This is a genomic window from Bradyrhizobium sp. BR13661 (assembly GCF_029892425.1).
Lineage (GTDB): Bacteria > Pseudomonadota > Alphaproteobacteria > Rhizobiales > Xanthobacteraceae > Bradyrhizobium.
In genome coordinates, this window is the sequence record NZ_JARXWB010000010.1 from 230,681 (window position 1) to 246,062 (window position 15,382).

The 15,382-nt window shown below is 62.8% G+C and carries 17 protein-coding genes; 10 read left to right on the plus strand and 7 right to left on the minus strand.

Annotated elements, in window-relative coordinates; genetic code table 11:
* Positions 1 to 151 precede the first annotated feature (151 nt).
* The 3 genes from M2427_RS18880 (at position 152) to M2427_RS18890 (ending at position 2,048) form a co-directional block, all read left to right on the plus strand.
* A complete protein-coding gene (locus tag M2427_RS18880; protein WP_280708024.1) occupies positions 152 to 904 on the plus strand; it encodes a hypothetical protein in 753 nt (250 codons plus the stop codon).
* 59 nt (positions 905 to 963) lie between these two features.
* Entirely contained in the window at positions 964 to 1,632 is a 669-nt protein-coding gene (locus tag M2427_RS18885) for a hypothetical protein (protein ID WP_280708025.1), read from the plus strand.
* A gap of 83 nt (positions 1,633 to 1,715) precedes the next feature.
* A complete protein-coding gene (locus tag M2427_RS18890) occupies positions 1,716 to 2,048 on the plus strand; it encodes a GIY-YIG nuclease family protein (protein ID WP_280708026.1) in 333 nt (110 codons plus the stop codon).
* Positions 2,049 to 2,067: 19 nt separating this feature from the next.
* Here M2427_RS18890 and M2427_RS18895 read toward each other — a convergent pair whose 3' ends face one another.
* The 7 genes from M2427_RS18895 to petA all read right to left on the minus strand — a co-directional run bounded on the left by M2427_RS18895 (position 2,068) and on the right by petA (position 9,084).
* On the minus strand, positions 2,068 to 2,607 hold the full coding sequence (locus M2427_RS18895) for an adenine phosphoribosyltransferase (protein ID WP_063692050.1): 540 nt from the start codon (positions 2,605 to 2,607) through the stop codon (positions 2,068 to 2,070).
* A gap of 9 nt (positions 2,608 to 2,616) precedes the next feature.
* Complete coding sequence (locus M2427_RS18900) at positions 2,617 to 4,782, minus strand: anthranilate synthase component I (protein WP_280708027.1); 2,166 nt, start codon at positions 4,780 to 4,782, stop codon at positions 2,617 to 2,619.
* 262 nt (positions 4,783 to 5,044) lie between these two features.
* Positions 5,045 to 5,338 (minus strand): type II toxin-antitoxin system RelE/ParE family toxin, encoded by a 294-nt coding sequence (locus tag M2427_RS18905; protein ID WP_280708029.1) that lies wholly within the window; start codon positions 5,336 to 5,338, stop codon positions 5,045 to 5,047.
* Positions 5,335 to 5,550 carry a hypothetical protein gene (locus tag M2427_RS18910; RefSeq protein ID WP_280708030.1) on the minus strand — a complete coding sequence of 72 codons (216 nt, stop codon included), beginning with the start codon at positions 5,548 to 5,550 and terminating at the stop codon, positions 5,335 to 5,337. The genes M2427_RS18905 and M2427_RS18910 overlap by 4 nt, the downstream gene beginning before the upstream one ends.
* A gap of 55 nt (positions 5,551 to 5,605) precedes the next feature.
* Positions 5,606 to 6,280 carry a dienelactone hydrolase family protein gene (locus M2427_RS18915; protein WP_280708031.1) on the minus strand — a complete coding sequence of 225 codons (675 nt, stop codon included), beginning with the start codon at positions 6,278 to 6,280 and terminating at the stop codon, positions 5,606 to 5,608.
* Positions 6,281 to 6,427: 147 nt separating this feature from the next.
* Positions 6,428 to 8,491, minus strand: coding sequence for a cytochrome b/c1 (fbcH, locus tag M2427_RS18920; protein ID WP_280708032.1), 2,064 nt, complete (start codon positions 8,489 to 8,491; stop codon positions 6,428 to 6,430).
* A 62-nt stretch (positions 8,492 to 8,553) separates the two neighbouring features.
* The gene (gene petA, locus M2427_RS18925; RefSeq protein WP_280708033.1) at positions 8,554 to 9,084 is read right to left on the minus strand and encodes a ubiquinol-cytochrome c reductase iron-sulfur subunit; all 531 of its coding nucleotides are present in this window, start codon (positions 9,082 to 9,084) and stop codon (positions 8,554 to 8,556) included.
* 279 nt (positions 9,085 to 9,363) lie between these two features.
* On the opposite strand from petA, the gene M2427_RS18930 reads away from it, so the two are divergent.
* From M2427_RS18930 to M2427_RS18960, 7 genes are all read left to right on the plus strand, one after another.
* Positions 9,364 to 9,822, plus strand: a complete 459-nt coding sequence (locus M2427_RS18930) for a tRNA (cytidine(34)-2'-O)-methyltransferase (protein ID WP_280708034.1) — start codon at positions 9,364 to 9,366, stop codon at positions 9,820 to 9,822.
* Between the two features lie 19 nt (positions 9,823 to 9,841).
* Positions 9,842 to 10,474, plus strand: coding sequence for a 7-carboxy-7-deazaguanine synthase (gene queE, locus M2427_RS18935; RefSeq protein WP_280708035.1), 633 nt, complete (start codon positions 9,842 to 9,844; stop codon positions 10,472 to 10,474).
* Between the two features lie 14 nt (positions 10,475 to 10,488).
* Complete coding sequence (locus tag M2427_RS18940) at positions 10,489 to 10,854, plus strand: 6-carboxytetrahydropterin synthase (protein ID WP_280708036.1); 366 nt, start codon at positions 10,489 to 10,491, stop codon at positions 10,852 to 10,854.
* 28 nt (positions 10,855 to 10,882) lie between these two features.
* On the plus strand, positions 10,883 to 11,782 hold the full coding sequence (hemF, locus tag M2427_RS18945; protein ID WP_280708037.1) for an oxygen-dependent coproporphyrinogen oxidase: 900 nt from the start codon (positions 10,883 to 10,885) through the stop codon (positions 11,780 to 11,782).
* Positions 11,773 to 12,522, plus strand: coding sequence for an HAD family hydrolase (locus M2427_RS18950; RefSeq protein WP_280708038.1), 750 nt, complete (start codon positions 11,773 to 11,775; stop codon positions 12,520 to 12,522). Before hemF ends, M2427_RS18950 begins: the two co-directional genes overlap by 10 nt.
* 338 nt (positions 12,523 to 12,860) lie before the next feature.
* Positions 12,861 to 14,105: an ABC transporter substrate-binding protein gene (locus M2427_RS18955; protein ID WP_280708039.1), complete on the plus strand. Its 1,245-nt coding sequence runs from the start codon at positions 12,861 to 12,863 to the stop codon at positions 14,103 to 14,105.
* Positions 14,106 to 14,489: 384 nt separating this feature from the next.
* Positions 14,490 to 14,681: a DUF2158 domain-containing protein gene (locus M2427_RS18960; RefSeq protein ID WP_280708040.1), complete on the plus strand. Its 192-nt coding sequence runs from the start codon at positions 14,490 to 14,492 to the stop codon at positions 14,679 to 14,681.
* Positions 14,682 to 15,382: the final 701 nt, after the last annotated feature.

Here is a 15,382-nt window from a genome sequence, read left to right on the forward strand (position 1 = left end):
AATTGCCCCAACCGAAGCCTGCGGAATTGAATTCTCCCTTGTTTCTGCCATGTTCGCGCCCAACAGCAGACTCGGGACTATCCTTGAGACATCGATTTGGGGCCCGGTCGATTGCGACCTCGCGATCGGGGGCGCGCGTGAGGGGACAGCAATGGCAAAGCCGGCAGTGGTTGTGGTGGGCGCGGACAAGGGCGGGGTCGGCAAGACCACGGTGTCGCGCACGTTGCTCGATTATTTCTCCGCCAACAACGTGCCGACGCGCGCGTTCGATACGGAATCGCCGCGGGGAACGTTGAAGCGCTTCCACCCTGACATCACCGAAATCGTCGACATGACGACAACGGCCGATCAAATGAAGATCTTCGATACGCTCAATGCGACAAGCCCGTCGGTGACCGTGATCGACGTCCGCGCCGGTCTGCTCTCGCCGGCTCTGGCCTCGCTGCGCGACATCGGCTTCCTCGACGCCGCCAAGGCCGGCCAGATTACCTTTGCGGTATTCCACATCCTCGGACCCTCGATCGCCTCGCTGGACGAGATCGCCGAGACCGCGAACTTCATGTCCGGTGCAAAATATTTCCTGGTGAAGAACTTCATCAACGACACCCAGTTCTTCCAATGGGACCAGGCGACCTACAATTCGTATTTCCACCGCATCAAGGATGCGACCGAGCTGACCATCCCGAAGCTCAACGAAATGGCCTATGAGCAGGTCGAGGTCTCCTCGGTCCCGTTCCTGAAATTCGTCGCCAACAAGGGCATCCACGACGAGGCCGCAAACTACTCCTTCGTGCTGCGCGGCTATGTCCGGCACTGGCTCGCCAATGTCTGGAGCGAGTTCGACCGCATCCGCCTGACCGACATCGTCGGTTCGAAGCCGGTGCCCCGCAACAGCGAAAAATAGTTGCGCAAGCGAGGCGGATACGGCTGGATTGGGCGGTGAGTTCGCTCAGATAATGGCTGATGCCCGCGACGCCCCTCTACATCATCTGCTCGCCCCGCCCGCAGGTCGGCAAGACGCTGCTGGCGCGGCTGCTGACGGAATTCCTGCTGCTCAAGAACGGCAACGTCGCAGCCTTCGACGTCAATCTGAAGGAGCCGTCGCTGCTCGATTACCTGCCGAAGGTGACCGAGACCGCCGATGTGATCGACACCTACGGCAAGATGCAGCTGATGGACCGCGTGATCGTCGATGACGGGCTCGCCAAGGTCATCGACCTCGGCTTCCACGCCTTCGACGAGTTCTTCAAGATGACCGACGAGATCGGCCTGCTGAAGGAAGCAGCGCGCCGGCATGTCGCACCACAGATCCTGTTCGTGGCCGACACCGACCGCGTCTCGGCCCGCGCCCACGAGATGCTGCGCCAGCAGATCCCGCGGATGAACCTGATCACCGTCGACAATGAATTCATCATCCGCGGCGAACTGCCGCCCGCGATGGAAGGCGGCCGGCTGTTCCGCCTGCCGGCACTGCCGGGCTTCCTCAAGACCTATATCGACCGCCTGAACTTCTCCTTCACCGGCTATCTGCGCCAGGAGAAGGACTCCTCGACCGAGCTGCACCAGTGGATCCGGCGCAATTACCTCGCCTTCCGCGAGCTCGAGCTCAGCCTGATCCTGCAGCGGTCTTGAATAATTTATCCGGGTAATATTGACGGGCGGCGGGCCATCCGCTACCGAGGCTGCGCAACAGCCTCCCCAGCAAGGCCCTCCCCATGAGCACCGACCGGAAAGCAGCCATCGCCGCCTACAAGGAGCGAAAGACCATTGCGGGCGTTTTCGTCGTCCGCTGTGCGGCCTCCGGCGAGGCCTGGGTCGGCCAGGCCCCGAACCTCGAGACCATCCAGAACCGCACCTGGTTCACCCTGCGCCAGGGCGGGCATCCCTGCCGCAGCCTCCAGGCCGCCTGGAACGCCCATGGCGAGGCCGGCCTGACGCTTGCTGAATGCGAGCGGCTGGAGGATGAGGAGATGGACTACGTCCGGAACGCGCTGCTGAAGGAGCGCGTGGCGCATTGGCGGGTGGAGCTGAAGGCCGAGGCGATCTGACGATCGCCGTCCCGGCCGTTCAATGCCCCTCGAACGTCATCAGCGTGCGTACCGGCACGTCCATGGCGCGCAGCTTGGCGGCGCCGCCGAGCTCGGGCAGGTCGATGATGAAGCAGGCGGCAACGACATTGGCGCCGATCTGGCGCAGCAGCTTCACCGCGCCTTCCGCGGTGCCGCCGGTGGCGATGAGATCGTCGACCAGGATGACGCGCTCGCCCGGCTGGATCGCATCGACATGCATCTCCATCTCGTCGATGCCGTATTCGAGCGAGTAGGCGATGCGCACGGTGGTATGCGGCAGCTTGCCCTTCTTGCGGATCGGCACGAAGCCAGCCGAGAGCTGATGCGCCACCGCGCCGCCAATGATGAAGCCGCGCGCTTCCATGCCGGCGACCTTGTCGATCTTGTTGCCGGCCCAGGGATTGACGAGCTCGTCGACCGCGCGACGGAAGGCGCGCGCATCCGCGAGCAACGTCGTGATGTCGCGGAACATGATCCCCGGCTTGGGATAGTCGACGATGGTGCGGACGCTCGCCTTCAAATCATGGTCAAAGGTCATTGGTGCCTCTCAATTGACCGGCGCATCCAGCCGGAACGCATTCTCGACAATCTTCAAGCCCACCTCGCCACCGAGCGACATCAGCGACTCCGGGTGGAATTGCACGCCGGCGACCGGCAGGGTCTTGTGCTCCAGGGCCATGGCGACGCCGTCCTCGGTGCTGGCGGTGACGTTGAGCACGTCAGGCATACTCTCACGCTCGACGAAGAGCGAATGATAGCGGCCGATCACGATCTCGTTCGGCAGATTGCGCATCAGGCGCCCGCCCCGGACCTGCACCCGCGAGGGCCTTCCGTGCGCGGGATGGGTGAGCTGGCCGAGCTCGCCGCCGAAATATTCGCCGATCGCCTGCACGCCGAGACAGACGCCGAACACCGGCAGCTTGTACTCGAGCGCCGCGCCAATCGTTGTCTTGATCCCGAAATCCTCCGGCCGGCCCGGACCGGGCGACAGCACCAGCAAATCCCACCTCTTCTGCTTGAGCATGTCGAGCGCATGCACATAGCGGACCACGGTGACGCTGGCGCCGACCTGGCGGAAATAGTCAGCCAGCATATGAACGAAGCTGTCGTCGTGGTCGATCAGCAGCACGCGCTTGCCCGAACCGGTGGCATCGGGCGCAAAGGCCGACAGCGGCTTCGGCGGATCGCCGCGCAGCGCCTGGAACAGGGCTGCGGCCTTGACCTGGCATTCGCGGTCTTCCGCGGCCGGATCAGAATCAAACAGACAGGTGGCGCCGACGCGCACCTCGGCGAGACCGTCCTTCATGCGGATGGTGCGGATGGTGAGGCCGGTGTTGATGCTGCCGTCAAAGTTCACCGCGCCGATCGCGCCGGCATACCAGCGCCGCGGCGACCGCTCGTGATCCTCGACGAACTGCATCGCCCAAAGCTTTGGCGCGCCTGTCACGGTGACGGCCCAGGCATGGGTGAGGAAGGCGTCGAGCGCGTCGAAGCCGGGACGCAGCATGCCCTCGACATGGTCGACGGTGTGGAACAGCTTTGAGTAGGTCTCGATCTGCCGCCGCGCCAGCACCTTGATCGTGCCGGGCACGCAGACGCGCGCCTTGTCGTTGCGATCGACGTCGGTGCACATGTTGAGCTCGAACTCGTCCTTCTCCGAGTTCAGGAGCTGGCGGATCTGCTCGGCATCGCCGATCGCATCGGTGCCGCGCGCGATCGTGCCCGAGATCGGGCAAGTCTCGACGCGGCGTCCGTCGGAGCGCACGAACATTTCCGGCGAGGCCGACACAAGGAATTCGCCCTCGCCGAGATTCATCAGCGCGCCATAGGGCGACGGGTTGATGACGCAGAGGCGCTGGAACACTTCGGCAGGCGAGCGGTCGCAGGGCTCGGCGAAGAGCTGGCCCGGCACGGCCTCGAACAGATCACCACGGGCGAAGGCCGCGCGCGCGGTCTCGACGGTGGCCTGATATTCGCCCGGCGCGTGGTCGGCAAAGCCCTGGCGCCCCGTCTTCACATAGGGGCTATCGGCCGTCTCGCGCGGCAGGCCTTCGGTCGATTTGCCCTTCCAGGCAAAATCATAGCTGAGCACGACGCCGCGCCCCGTCGCGCGGTCATAGGCCAGCAGGCGATCCGGGACGTAGAGCACGATGTCGCGCTGGTCTTGCTCGCGCGCACGCTTCTGCACGAGGTCCTCGATCTGGAAGACGAGATCGTAGGCGAAGGCGCCGAACAGGCCGAGCAGCCCGTCGTCATTGGCGGAGAAGGCAGCGACGAGATCGCGCACCAGCGACATCACGCTGGCGCGGCGCGTGCGCTGGTCCTCTTCGATCGGCGCATCGCCGCGGATGATGTGGCCGGACAGACGCGACGTGGTCTTCTCGGAGATCACGACACAGGGCTGGCGCAAGACGTCAGCCAGGAAGGCGATCAGCACCTGCCCGCGTTCGTTCAGCGCTTCCAGCTTGAAATTGACGCCGGTAGTTTCGAGCTTGAGCGGCGGATCGGAGAAGCCGAGGTCAAAACTCTCGTAGCGGCCCGGCACGGTCGTGCCCGAGGACAGCACCACGCCGCGGCGGCGATCGAGCAGGTTGATGAGATCGTCGAGCCGGTCGGCGTGACCGGTAAATTGCTCAGCTACGCGCGTGATCGCGAGACCGCCGCGGGTGACGTAGTCGCTTCTGGGCGGGAGGGCAAAGACTGTCCTGTTCATGTGGTCCTCTTACGAAACTTGCCGAGGGAACGCCACACAGGACAAACGAAAAGGCCGCCGCGCTGTGCTGGCGACCTCAGACGATTTTGGGAGAATAAATCGCACCGGCCACCTCTTAGGAGGTGCGCCACCAACGACGGAATGGGCGGGCTGCGGTGCTCATGGGGCGGATACTCACCATGGCCCGGGGGCGACGTCAAGGGTGGTCGGGCCCCACCCTTGATGTACAAGTGGCTCACCGGCGGTGAGGGTGAGCTTCAGATCACACCAGTTCGTCCGATTTCGGCACGTCACGTCTTCCATGACGTACATGGATGACCTCCAGCGCATCATCCGCGACGCGGTAATAGATCAGGTACGGAAATGGGACGATCGGAAACACCCGAACGCCGGCCATATCAGTGGCTCGCCCGAGGCCCGGATACTTCGCAAGCAACTGGCTGGCCGACCGGATGCGTCTTACGACCGAGCTAGCAGCACGCCTGTCGTGCTGCGCGACATATTCGTGAATTCCGTCGATATCAGTGCGGGCACGCCAGGCGTACCGGAGCTTCACAGCCCGCACTTCTTCCAGAGCGCCGCCATTTCCTGATCGGTCGCGAACTCGCTCCGCTCGGCCTGCTCAAGTCCCTCAAGTACGGCTGCGCGATGCTCGTCGGGGACAACGAACAGATCGCCGTCATTGGCGACGATCTGCTCAAGCACCTCCGCAACGTAGGCTTGCCGATCCTCGGGTAGCCTACGCACCTTCTCGATCACGTCTTCCAAGATCTTGGTCATAGGGAGAATATATACCAAATGCGGGCCGAAAACGACCCGTCCTCTATCCCAAATGCTTCCGGAAAAACTCCGTCGCCCTGCCCCAGGCGAGCTCGGCGGCTTCGCGGTCGTGGACGGCCTGGCGCTGCTCGTTGACGAAGGCGTGCTCGGCATCATAGCGGAACAGCTCGAGCGACTTGCCGGCGGCTTTCATGGCCTTCTCGAAACCATTGACCAGATCCGGCGTGCACCAATCGTCCTTGTTGGCGAAATGGGCCTGCAGCGGAATCTTGACGTCGGCGGGCTTGGCCGCCTGCTCCGGCGGAATGCCGTAGAACACGACGCCGGCGGCGAGTTCCGGCACATGCACCGCGCCGATGATGGTGACGGCGCCGCCGAGGCAGAAGCCGGTCAAGCCGACCTTGGCGCCGTTGCGCGACAGATATTGGGTGGCGCCGCGCACCGTCTGCGTGGTGGCGTCCATGAAATCGAGCGAGTTCATCTCTTTGCCGGCGGCGTCCGTGTCGTGATACGGCACCACCTTGCCCTTGTAGAGATCGGGCGCGAGCGCATCGAAGCCCGCAAGCGCGAAGCGGTCGCACAGGCCCTTGATCTGGTCCGACAGGCCCCACCATTCCTGGATCACGACCACGCCCGGCGCGTTGCCGCGTGCGGCATTGGCGAGATAGCCCGAGGCGTCCTTGCCGTCCGGGCGCTTGAAAGTGATGGTGGTTCCCATGGTGTCCTCCGACGCGTTTCTGGGGAGCGGTGGCGGCATTTTGGCGGCTGCGCAGGCGATAGGCAATCGCGCCGGGCAACACACGCGCGTGTCCAACAAAAAAACCCCCTTGCGGGGGCTTTTTCATTTTCGTTTCGCGTGCGCCGCTCAGTGCGAGTCGGCCCAGACCTTCTTCTTGGTGAAGTACATCAGGAACGCGAAGATGATCAGGAAGATGAACACCTGGAGACCGAGGCGCTTGCGCGCTTCCATGTGAGGCTCGGCGGTCCACATCAGGAACGTGGTGACGTCCTTGGCGTACTGCGCAACCGTCGCCGGCGAGCCGTCGTCATAGGTCACCTGGCCGTCGCTGAGCGGCTTCGGCATCTTGATGGCGTGGCCGGGGAAGTACTTGTTGTAGTACGAGCCTTCCGGAATGGTCACGCCTTCCGGCGCCTTGTCCTCGAAGCCTTGCAGCACCGCTGAGACATAGTCCGGGCCCTGTTCCTGGTACTGGCTGAAGAAGTCGACCAGGAACATCGGGAAGCCGCGGCCATAGGAGCGCGCCTTGGTGATCAGCGACAGGTCGGGCGGCGCCGCACCACCGTTTGCCGCACGCGCCGCCTGCTCGTTCGGGAACGGCGAGGGGAAGTAATCGGCGGCCCGGCCCGGGCGCTCGAACATCTCGCCAGCATCGTTCGGACCGTCCTTGATCTTGTAGTCCGAGGCAAATGCCGCGACCTGTGCCACCGAATAGCCGGGGCCGCCAGTATCTCCGAGATTACGGAAGGCGATGTAGGAGAGGCCGTGGCAGTTGGCGCAGACCTCCTTGTAGACCTTCAGACCGCGCTGGAGCGCACCGCGGTCATAGGTGCCGAAAGGGCCGGCGAACGACCATTTGTTGCCCGGCGGCTTGGGGCCGCCTTCCTCGGCGCGGGCGTCCTGCAGGCTGCCGACGAACAGAGCACCGGCAGCGACAAGTGCGACTGCGACCGAGGCCACGGCCTTGCCGCTCTTGGCAAGGATCGCTTCCGAGATCGAGTTCGGCACCGGCCGCGGCGTCTCGATGCGCGCGAGCAGCGGCAGCACGATGAGGAAGTAGGCGAAGTAGCAGACCGTTAGAACCCGGCCGGCGATCACGTAGATGCCCTCCGGCGGCTGGGCGCCGAGATAGCCGAGCAGGATACAGACCGCGACGAAGATCCAGAAGAACTGCTTGGCCAGCGGGCGATACTTCGACGACCTCGTCTTTGCGCTGTCGAGCCAGGGCAGGAAGACAAGCACGATGATCGCCGAGAACATGCCGATCACGCCCGCGAGCTTGTTCGGGATCGAACGCAGGATCGCGTAGAACGGCAGGTAATACCATTCCGGCACGATGTGCGGCGGTGTCACGCCCGGGTTCGCCGGAATGTAGTTGTCGGCGTCGCCGAGATAGTTCGGCATGTAGAAGATGAACCAGGCGTAGAGCAGCAGGAAGCAGGCGACGCCGAAGCCGTCCTTGATGGTCGCATGCGGCGTGAACGGCACCGTGTCCTTTTCCGTCTTCGGCTCAACGCCATCAGGATTGTTCTGGCCGGCGACGTGCAGCGCCCAGACGTGGAGCACGACGACGCCAGCGATCAGGAACGGCAGCAGGTAATGCAGTGAGAAGAAGCGGTTCAAGGTCGGGTTGCCGACCGAATAGCCGCCCCACAGCAGCGTCACGATGCTCTCGCCGACATAGGGAATGGCCGAGAACAAATTGGTGATGACGGTGGCGCCCCAGAAGCTCATCTGGCCCCAGGGAAGCACGTAGCCCATGAAGCCCGTCGCCATCATCAAGAGGTAGATGATCACGCCGAGGATCCAGAGAACTTCGCGCGGCTCCTTGTAGGAGCCGTAATAGAGGCCGCGAAGCATGTGGACGTAGACCGCGAAGAAGAACATCGACGCGCCGCACGCGTGCATGTTGCGCAGCAGCCAGCCGTAATTCACGTCGCGAACCAGCAGCTCGACCGACTTGAAGGCGAGATCGGCATGCGGCGTGTAGTGCATCGCCAGGATCACGCCGGTCAGGATCTGCACCCCCAGCATGAAGGAGAGGATGGCGCCGAAGGTCCACCAATAGTTCAGGTTGCGCGGGGTGGGATAGACGACGAAGGAGGAGTGCATGAGGCCGAGGATCGGCAGACGCCGCTCGATCCATTGCAGGGCCGGATTGCTCGGCTGGTAGTCGGATGGTCCGCTCATGATGCGATCCTGAGGAAATAAGACGACGAGACGGCGCGAAGCTTCGGACGCGGGTCCGAAGCTCAGCCGATCTGGATTTTGGTGTCAGAAACGAAAGTGTACGGCGGCACCGGCAGGTTCGCGGGCGCGGGCCCCTGGCGGATGCGGCCGGACGAATCGTACTGCGAACCATGGCAGGGGCAGAAGAACCCGTCGTAATTGCCTTCATGGGCGATCGGGATGCAGCCGAGATGGGTGCAGATGCCGATCACGACCAGCCACTGATCGTGGCCGGATTTGACCCGGGCCTCGTCCGACTGCGGATCGGGCAGGCTCGCCACATTGACGGCGCGCGCCTCGTCGATCTGCTTCTTGGTGCGGTGGCTGATATAGATCGGCTTGCCGCGCCAGAACACCTTGATGTCCTGCCCCTCGGCAACCGGGCTCAGATCGACCTCGATCGGCGCACCCGCGGCGATGGTCGAGGCGTCCGGATTCATCTGGGAAACGAAGGGCCAGAGCGCAGTTGCGCCCCCTACTGCTGCAGCTGCCCCCGTTGCAACGAATAAGAAATCACGGCGTGTCGGATGGTCCGCCGAAGACGCTGTCGTCACGATTCCAACCCTTTCTTCTTATGCAGCCGGTGGAACCGCTCCAGGAGCCCCCAAGGTCCCCGGAACAGTGCTGCCGGCGCCCGCGGCCCCCCGCGGCGGCAGAACTTGGCTTGTCCCCACCAAAACAAGGCGAAAACAGCAGTCCAGAATCGTTCTATTGGCACCCTTGCAGGGCGAGCGCAAGCCCGCTAACGGCGCGGGAGCGTGCAATGCACGAATTCCGCAGCCGGCGATGTTTTATTGAGACAATTCCGTCCCGGCCAACCCCCGTCAGCGCCCATGCAGATCGCACTTTTCCAGCCCGACATTCCCCAGAACACCGGCACGATTCTCCGCCTCTGCGCCTGTCTGGGCATCGACGCCCATATCATCGAGCCCGCCGGCTTCCCGGTCTCCGACCGGCATTTCCGCCGGGCGGGAATGGATTACCTCGACCACGTCAGCATCGTCAGGCACGATTCCTGGTCGAAATTCGAGGCGTGGCGGGCGGCACATGGCTACCGCCTGGTGCTGTTCACCACCAAGGGCGCCACCGACTACCGCGATTTCAATTACCAGACGTCGGACATCCTGCTATTCGGGCGCGAGAGCGCCGGCGTCACCGACGCGGTGGTCGAGGCCGCGGATGCGCGGCTGGTGATCCCGATCACCGAGGGGCTACGGTCGCTCAATGTCGCCATGACCGCGGCGATGGCCGCAGGCGAAGCGCTCCGGCAGGTCCGGAACCCGCACGACTGAATATGACGAGGAGAGAGAATTGAGTTACGCGGTCAAGGAAATCTTCCTGACCCTGCAAGGCGAAGGCGCCCATGCCGGGCGCGCGTCGGTGTTCTGCCGGTTTGCCGGCTGCAACCTCTGGAGCGGCCGCGAGGCCGACCGCGCCTCCGCGACCTGTCAGTTCTGCGACACGGACTTCGTCGGCACCGACGGCACGCTCGGCGGCCGCTATGCCACGGCCGTGGAACTCGCCGACACCGTCGCCGCGCAATGGACGGCGTCTGCCGAGAACCGCTACGTGGTGCTGACCGGTGGCGAGCCGCTGCTCCAGGTCGATGACGCCCTGGTCGATGCGCTGCATGCGAGAGGTTTCGAGATCGGGGTCGAGACCAACGGCACGGTTGCACCGCCTGAAGGCCTCGACTGGATCTGCGTCAGCCCGAAGGGCGGCAGCGAGCTGGTGCTGCGCACCGGCCACGAGCTGAAGCTGGTCTATCCGCAGGCGCTTGCCGCTCCGGAAGCTTTCGAGGGCCTCGCCTTCGAACGCTTCTCGCTGCAGCCGATGGACGGGCCAGAAGTGATCGAGAACACCGCGCGCGCGATCGACTATTGCCTGCGCCATCCGCAATGGCGGCTGAGCGTGCAGACGCATAAATCGCTCGGCATCAGATAGGACTGAACGGACAGATGTGGGAATTGACGAAATCGTTCCGCTTCGAGGCGGCGCATACGCTGAAGGGGACGACCTTTGGTGCGGCGAGCGAAGAGATTCACGGCCACTCCTTCCGCGCCGAGGTGACGGTGCGCGGCACACCTGACGCGAGCACCGGCATGGTGGTCGATCTCGGTCTGCTCCAGCGCGCGATCGAAGATGTGCGCTTGATGCTCGACCACAAGTTCCTCAACAAGATCGAGGCGCTGGGGACGCCGACGCTGGAGAACCTGTCGCGCTTCGTCTGGGAGCGGCTTTCGCATATCGGCAAGCTGACCCGCGTCAGCATCCACCGCGACAGTTGCAACGAGAGCTGCACCTATTACGGTCCGCAAGCCTGATACCAAGGCTGATACTAAGGCTAACGGCATGACATCCGCATTGGACCCGAACACGATCGAAGACCGCAAGGCCCGCGCCCGCAGCTGGTTCGAGCACCTGCGCGACGACATCTGCGCGAGCTTCGAGCAGTTGGAGGACGACGCGCCGCAAAGCCTCTATCCCGGTGACGCCGGCCGCTTCACGCGCACGCCGTGGCAGCGCACCGACCACAGCGGGGCCAAGGGTGGCGGCGGCGTGATGTCGATGATGTCGGGCCGGCTGTTCGAAAAGGTCGGCGTGCACTGCTCGACCGTGCATGGCGAATTCGCGCCCGAGTTTCGCGCGCAGATCCCGGGCGCGGCCGAGGACCCGCGCTTCTGGGCCTCCGGCATCTCGCTGATCGCGCATATGCGCAATCCGCACGTGCCGGCCGTGCACATGAACACGCGCTTCGTCGTCACCACCAAGGCGTGGTTCGGCGGCGGCGCGGACCTGACACCGGTGCTCGACCGCCGTCGCACGCAGGAGGACGCCGACACGCTCGCCTTCCACGCCGCGATGAGGGAGGCCTGCACGGGGCCGAACGGCGTCGCCGACTACGACAAGTACAAGAAATGGTGCGACGAGTATTTCTATCTGCCGCACCGCAAAGAGGCGCGCGGCGTCGGCGGCATCTTCTATGACTGGCATGACAGCGGCGACTGGGGTGCCGACCTCGCCTTCACGCAAGATGTCGGCCGCGCCTTCCTGAAGATCTATCCCGAACTGGTCCGACGGAATTTTGCGAGCGCCTGGACCGCCGAGGACCGCGAGGAGCAACTGATCCGCCGCGGGCGCTATGTCGAGTTCAATTTGCTCTACGACCGCGGCACGATTTTTGGACTCAAGACCGGCGGCAATGTGGATTCGATCCTGTCGTCGCTGCCGCCGGAGGTGAAATGGCCATGACGTTGAAGCTCGCAAGCAAGCCCCTTCCCCGCGCCATGCTGATCGACATGGACGATACCATCCTGTCAGCCTATGGCCGGCCCGAGATCGCCTGGAACACGATCGCGGAGGAATTCGCCGAGGAGCTGGCGCCGCTGCCGCCCCAGCAGGTCGCATCAGCTGTGTTGGCCTATGCGCGGAACTTCTGGGCCAATGCGGAAGCCGCGTGGCGGATGAAGCTTGGCGAGGCGCGGCGGCTCACGGTCCGCGGCGGCTTTGCCGCGCTCGCAGCCGGCGGCCACCGCGCCCTCTCCGACGACCTCGCCGATCGCCTCGCCGACCGCTTCACCAGATATCGCGAGGAAGCGATCTTCGTCTTTCCCGGCGCGCATGATGCGATCGACGCGTTCAAGGCCCATGGCGTCAAGCTCGCGCTGGTGACGAACGGCGCCGCCGACATGCAGCGCGCCAAGGTCGAGCGCTTCGAGCTCGCCCATCGCTTCGACCACATCCAGATCGAGGGCGAGCACGGTTTCGGCAAGCCCGAGGAGCGCGCCTATCTGCACGCGATGGAAGCACTCGGCGTCACCGCCGAAGAGACCTGGATGATCGGCGACAATCTGGAATGGGAAGTCGTCACCCCGCAGCGGCTCGGCATCTATGCGATCTGGCTCGACGCGCACGGCGACGGCCTGCCGGAGGGCTCGACCGTCAGGCCCGACCGCATCATCCGCTCGCTGACCGAGCTCGTGCCGGGCTAGACTAGGTCGCGAAAACAACCCCATGCACAGTAGACGGCTGCTGCAAAATCAATAGCTTGCCGCGGACGCAGACACGATTGCTGATTTTGCGAAAAATTCTTGCTCCGTCGGGCAAAACAGGCGCATGATGCCAAGGTCGCGAAGTCTGCGACGTAGTTTCTTCGGCGGCCAATACGCGCGATCCGGTCAGTCATATTGACGGATCGCGTCAAAGCACGGACGGCATGTCGCTCTCCGACGTCGACAGACATTGATAGAAGGCGTTCAGCCTCGACGCGGGACCCGACCAGAGGTCCCAAACAAGCGAGCACGTTCGTGCGTTCACAGGGAGAAGCGAAATGCCTTTCGTTACGCGACGATTGGCGGCGTTGTCGACCGCCATGATTTTGTTCGCTTCCAGCGGAAGCGACGCATTTGCTCAGAAAAAATACGATACCGGTGTAACCGATGCCGAAATCAAGATCGGCAACATCATGCCGTATAGCGGGCCCGCGTCGGCTTACGGCATTATCGGCAGGACGATGAGTGCATACTTTCGGATGATCAACGACAACGGCGGGATCAACGCTCGCAAGATAAACTTCATCTCTTACGACGATGGCTATAGTCCACCGAAGACGGTCGAACAGGCGCGCAAGCTCGTCGAGAGCGACGAGGTCTTTCTGATTTTCGCGCCGCTCGGCACCGCCACCAACGCCGCCATCCAGAAATACATGAATACGATGCATGTGCCGCAAATATTCGTGTCGACCGGCGCGTCGCGGTTTGGCGATCCTGAGCATTTCCCATGGACGATGGGCTGGCAGCCAACCTACCGCGCGGAGGCACGCATCTATGCAAACTACATTCTGACGAACCATCCGAACGCCAAGGTCGGCTTGCTCTACCAGAACGACGATTTTGGCAAGGACTACATTCAAGGCCTGAAGGACGGGCTTGGCGACAAGTTTGACAGAACCGTCATCGTCAGCGCGCCCTATGATGTCGGCACGCCAACCGTAGATTCGGAAGTGGTGGCGATCAGGACTGCGAAACCCGACGTCTTCATCAACATCGCCACACCCAAATACGCGGCGCAGGCGATCCGGAAAGTCGCTGAACTCGACTGGCACCCGATCCACATCATGACGAATGTCTCGACCTCCATTGGTGGAGTCATAAAGCCCGCAGGCATGAAGAACGCCGAGGGTATCCTGACCGCCCTCTATAATATGGACGTCACCGATCCGCAGTGGGACAGCTACCCCGGCATGCAACGCTTCCGGGCTTTCCTGGCCAAGTATTATCCGGAAGCCGACAAGTCCGACGCCGGTACGCTGGCGGCCTACAATTTGTCGACGGGATTGGTCGAAGTCCTGAAAGGGTGCGGTGACAATCTCACGCGTGAGAACGTCATGAAGGTGGCCGCTAATCTTGATTTCGAGGTCGAAACCCTCCGTCCAGGTATCCGCGTCAAGACCTCACCGACCGATTTTTATCCGGTCGAACAGATGCGAATGAGCCGCTTCAACGGCGAACACTGGGAGGGGTTTGGCCCGATCATGGACTCGCATATTGATCAGGTGGCACTTTCCATCAAATAGCAATTTCCGCGGGGGACGCGAAGATTGCGCCTGCGCATTTCGAATGCACCAGGATGAGAAGGAACGCCGATGGGTTTGAGGGGGACATGCGCCTCTGCCCCATTGCATCATCTTGCTGCGATGCCGAATCCACGGCAGATCTGCTGATTTTACGAAATCGTTTGACCCGTCGGGCAAAACAGGCGCATGATGTCATCATCGCCGCGCCTGGGACGGAATACTCCCGAAGCGACCATCGAGCGATCTCCCACTTGAACCTCTGCCATCGACGTTTCGCGTAGTCCACGCAAGCCGGCGCAATTCACGGGCCTCGTAGCCCGTGATCGGCGTGTCATGACGGCATACGTGCTTTCGCTCTCGTCGATCAACCCGAAAGGACCATCCATGGAATTGAAAACCGGCGACGTCGTCATGCTCAAATCCGGCGGCCAGCCGCTGACCGTCGCAGAAGTGAAAGGCGACGACGTCGTCTGCCTCTGGATGGGCTCGGAGGGCGATCTGTTCCGCGAGACGCTGCCGCTGGCCACGCTCGACTGCCTGGAAGTCGAATACGAGGATGAGGACGACGACGAGTAAACGCTTAAGACCGCATCCTGGTTAGATCGGAGCGCTCGGCTCCGGCGCACCTGATGTCCGCTTCGCTGCCAACAACGGCGCGATAGCGGACATCGCTGGATGTCGAGGATGGGCCGATTGCGGAAGTCGCTCCTCCATAAAATCTACAAGCCAGATCATAGCGCCGGGTGGTGGGCGTTGGGTTCATCACAGCGATCCGAGTGAGATCACCGACTTTTCCAAAGAAGCGCCCGCAGGGTTGAACGACGATCTCGACTACCGGCGGCACCATGTTCGCTTCCCCATCCTCGATTTGCACTTTGACGATTTGCACTTGGATAGCAGTATTCGAGCATTCCCTCGACACGCTGACGACGCGCCCCGAAAAGACCGCGGCCCCCGGATTTGGCCTATCGCACGTTTTAAATCGGTATACCGCGCGGCAAGAGAGTGGAACGCATTCCTTGTCTTGGGCAAAAGCAGTAGTTGCTTGAACGACAGCGATCAGCGCAAGGAAATGTCCGAACTGCACAGATCTAAGCATTCTTGGCTCTCGGCTTGGTTTGCGCGGTGATGCTCGGCTCGGAACATAAGGGATGGATGTCGGAAAGGGCAAACGACTGCTTTGGGTCTTGGTTGTGTGCAAACGCACAGGTCGGGAGCGGCCGTTGCCGCCAATCATTGCAGTCGGCCGATGTCGTCGGGTCCGATCGTCAATGACT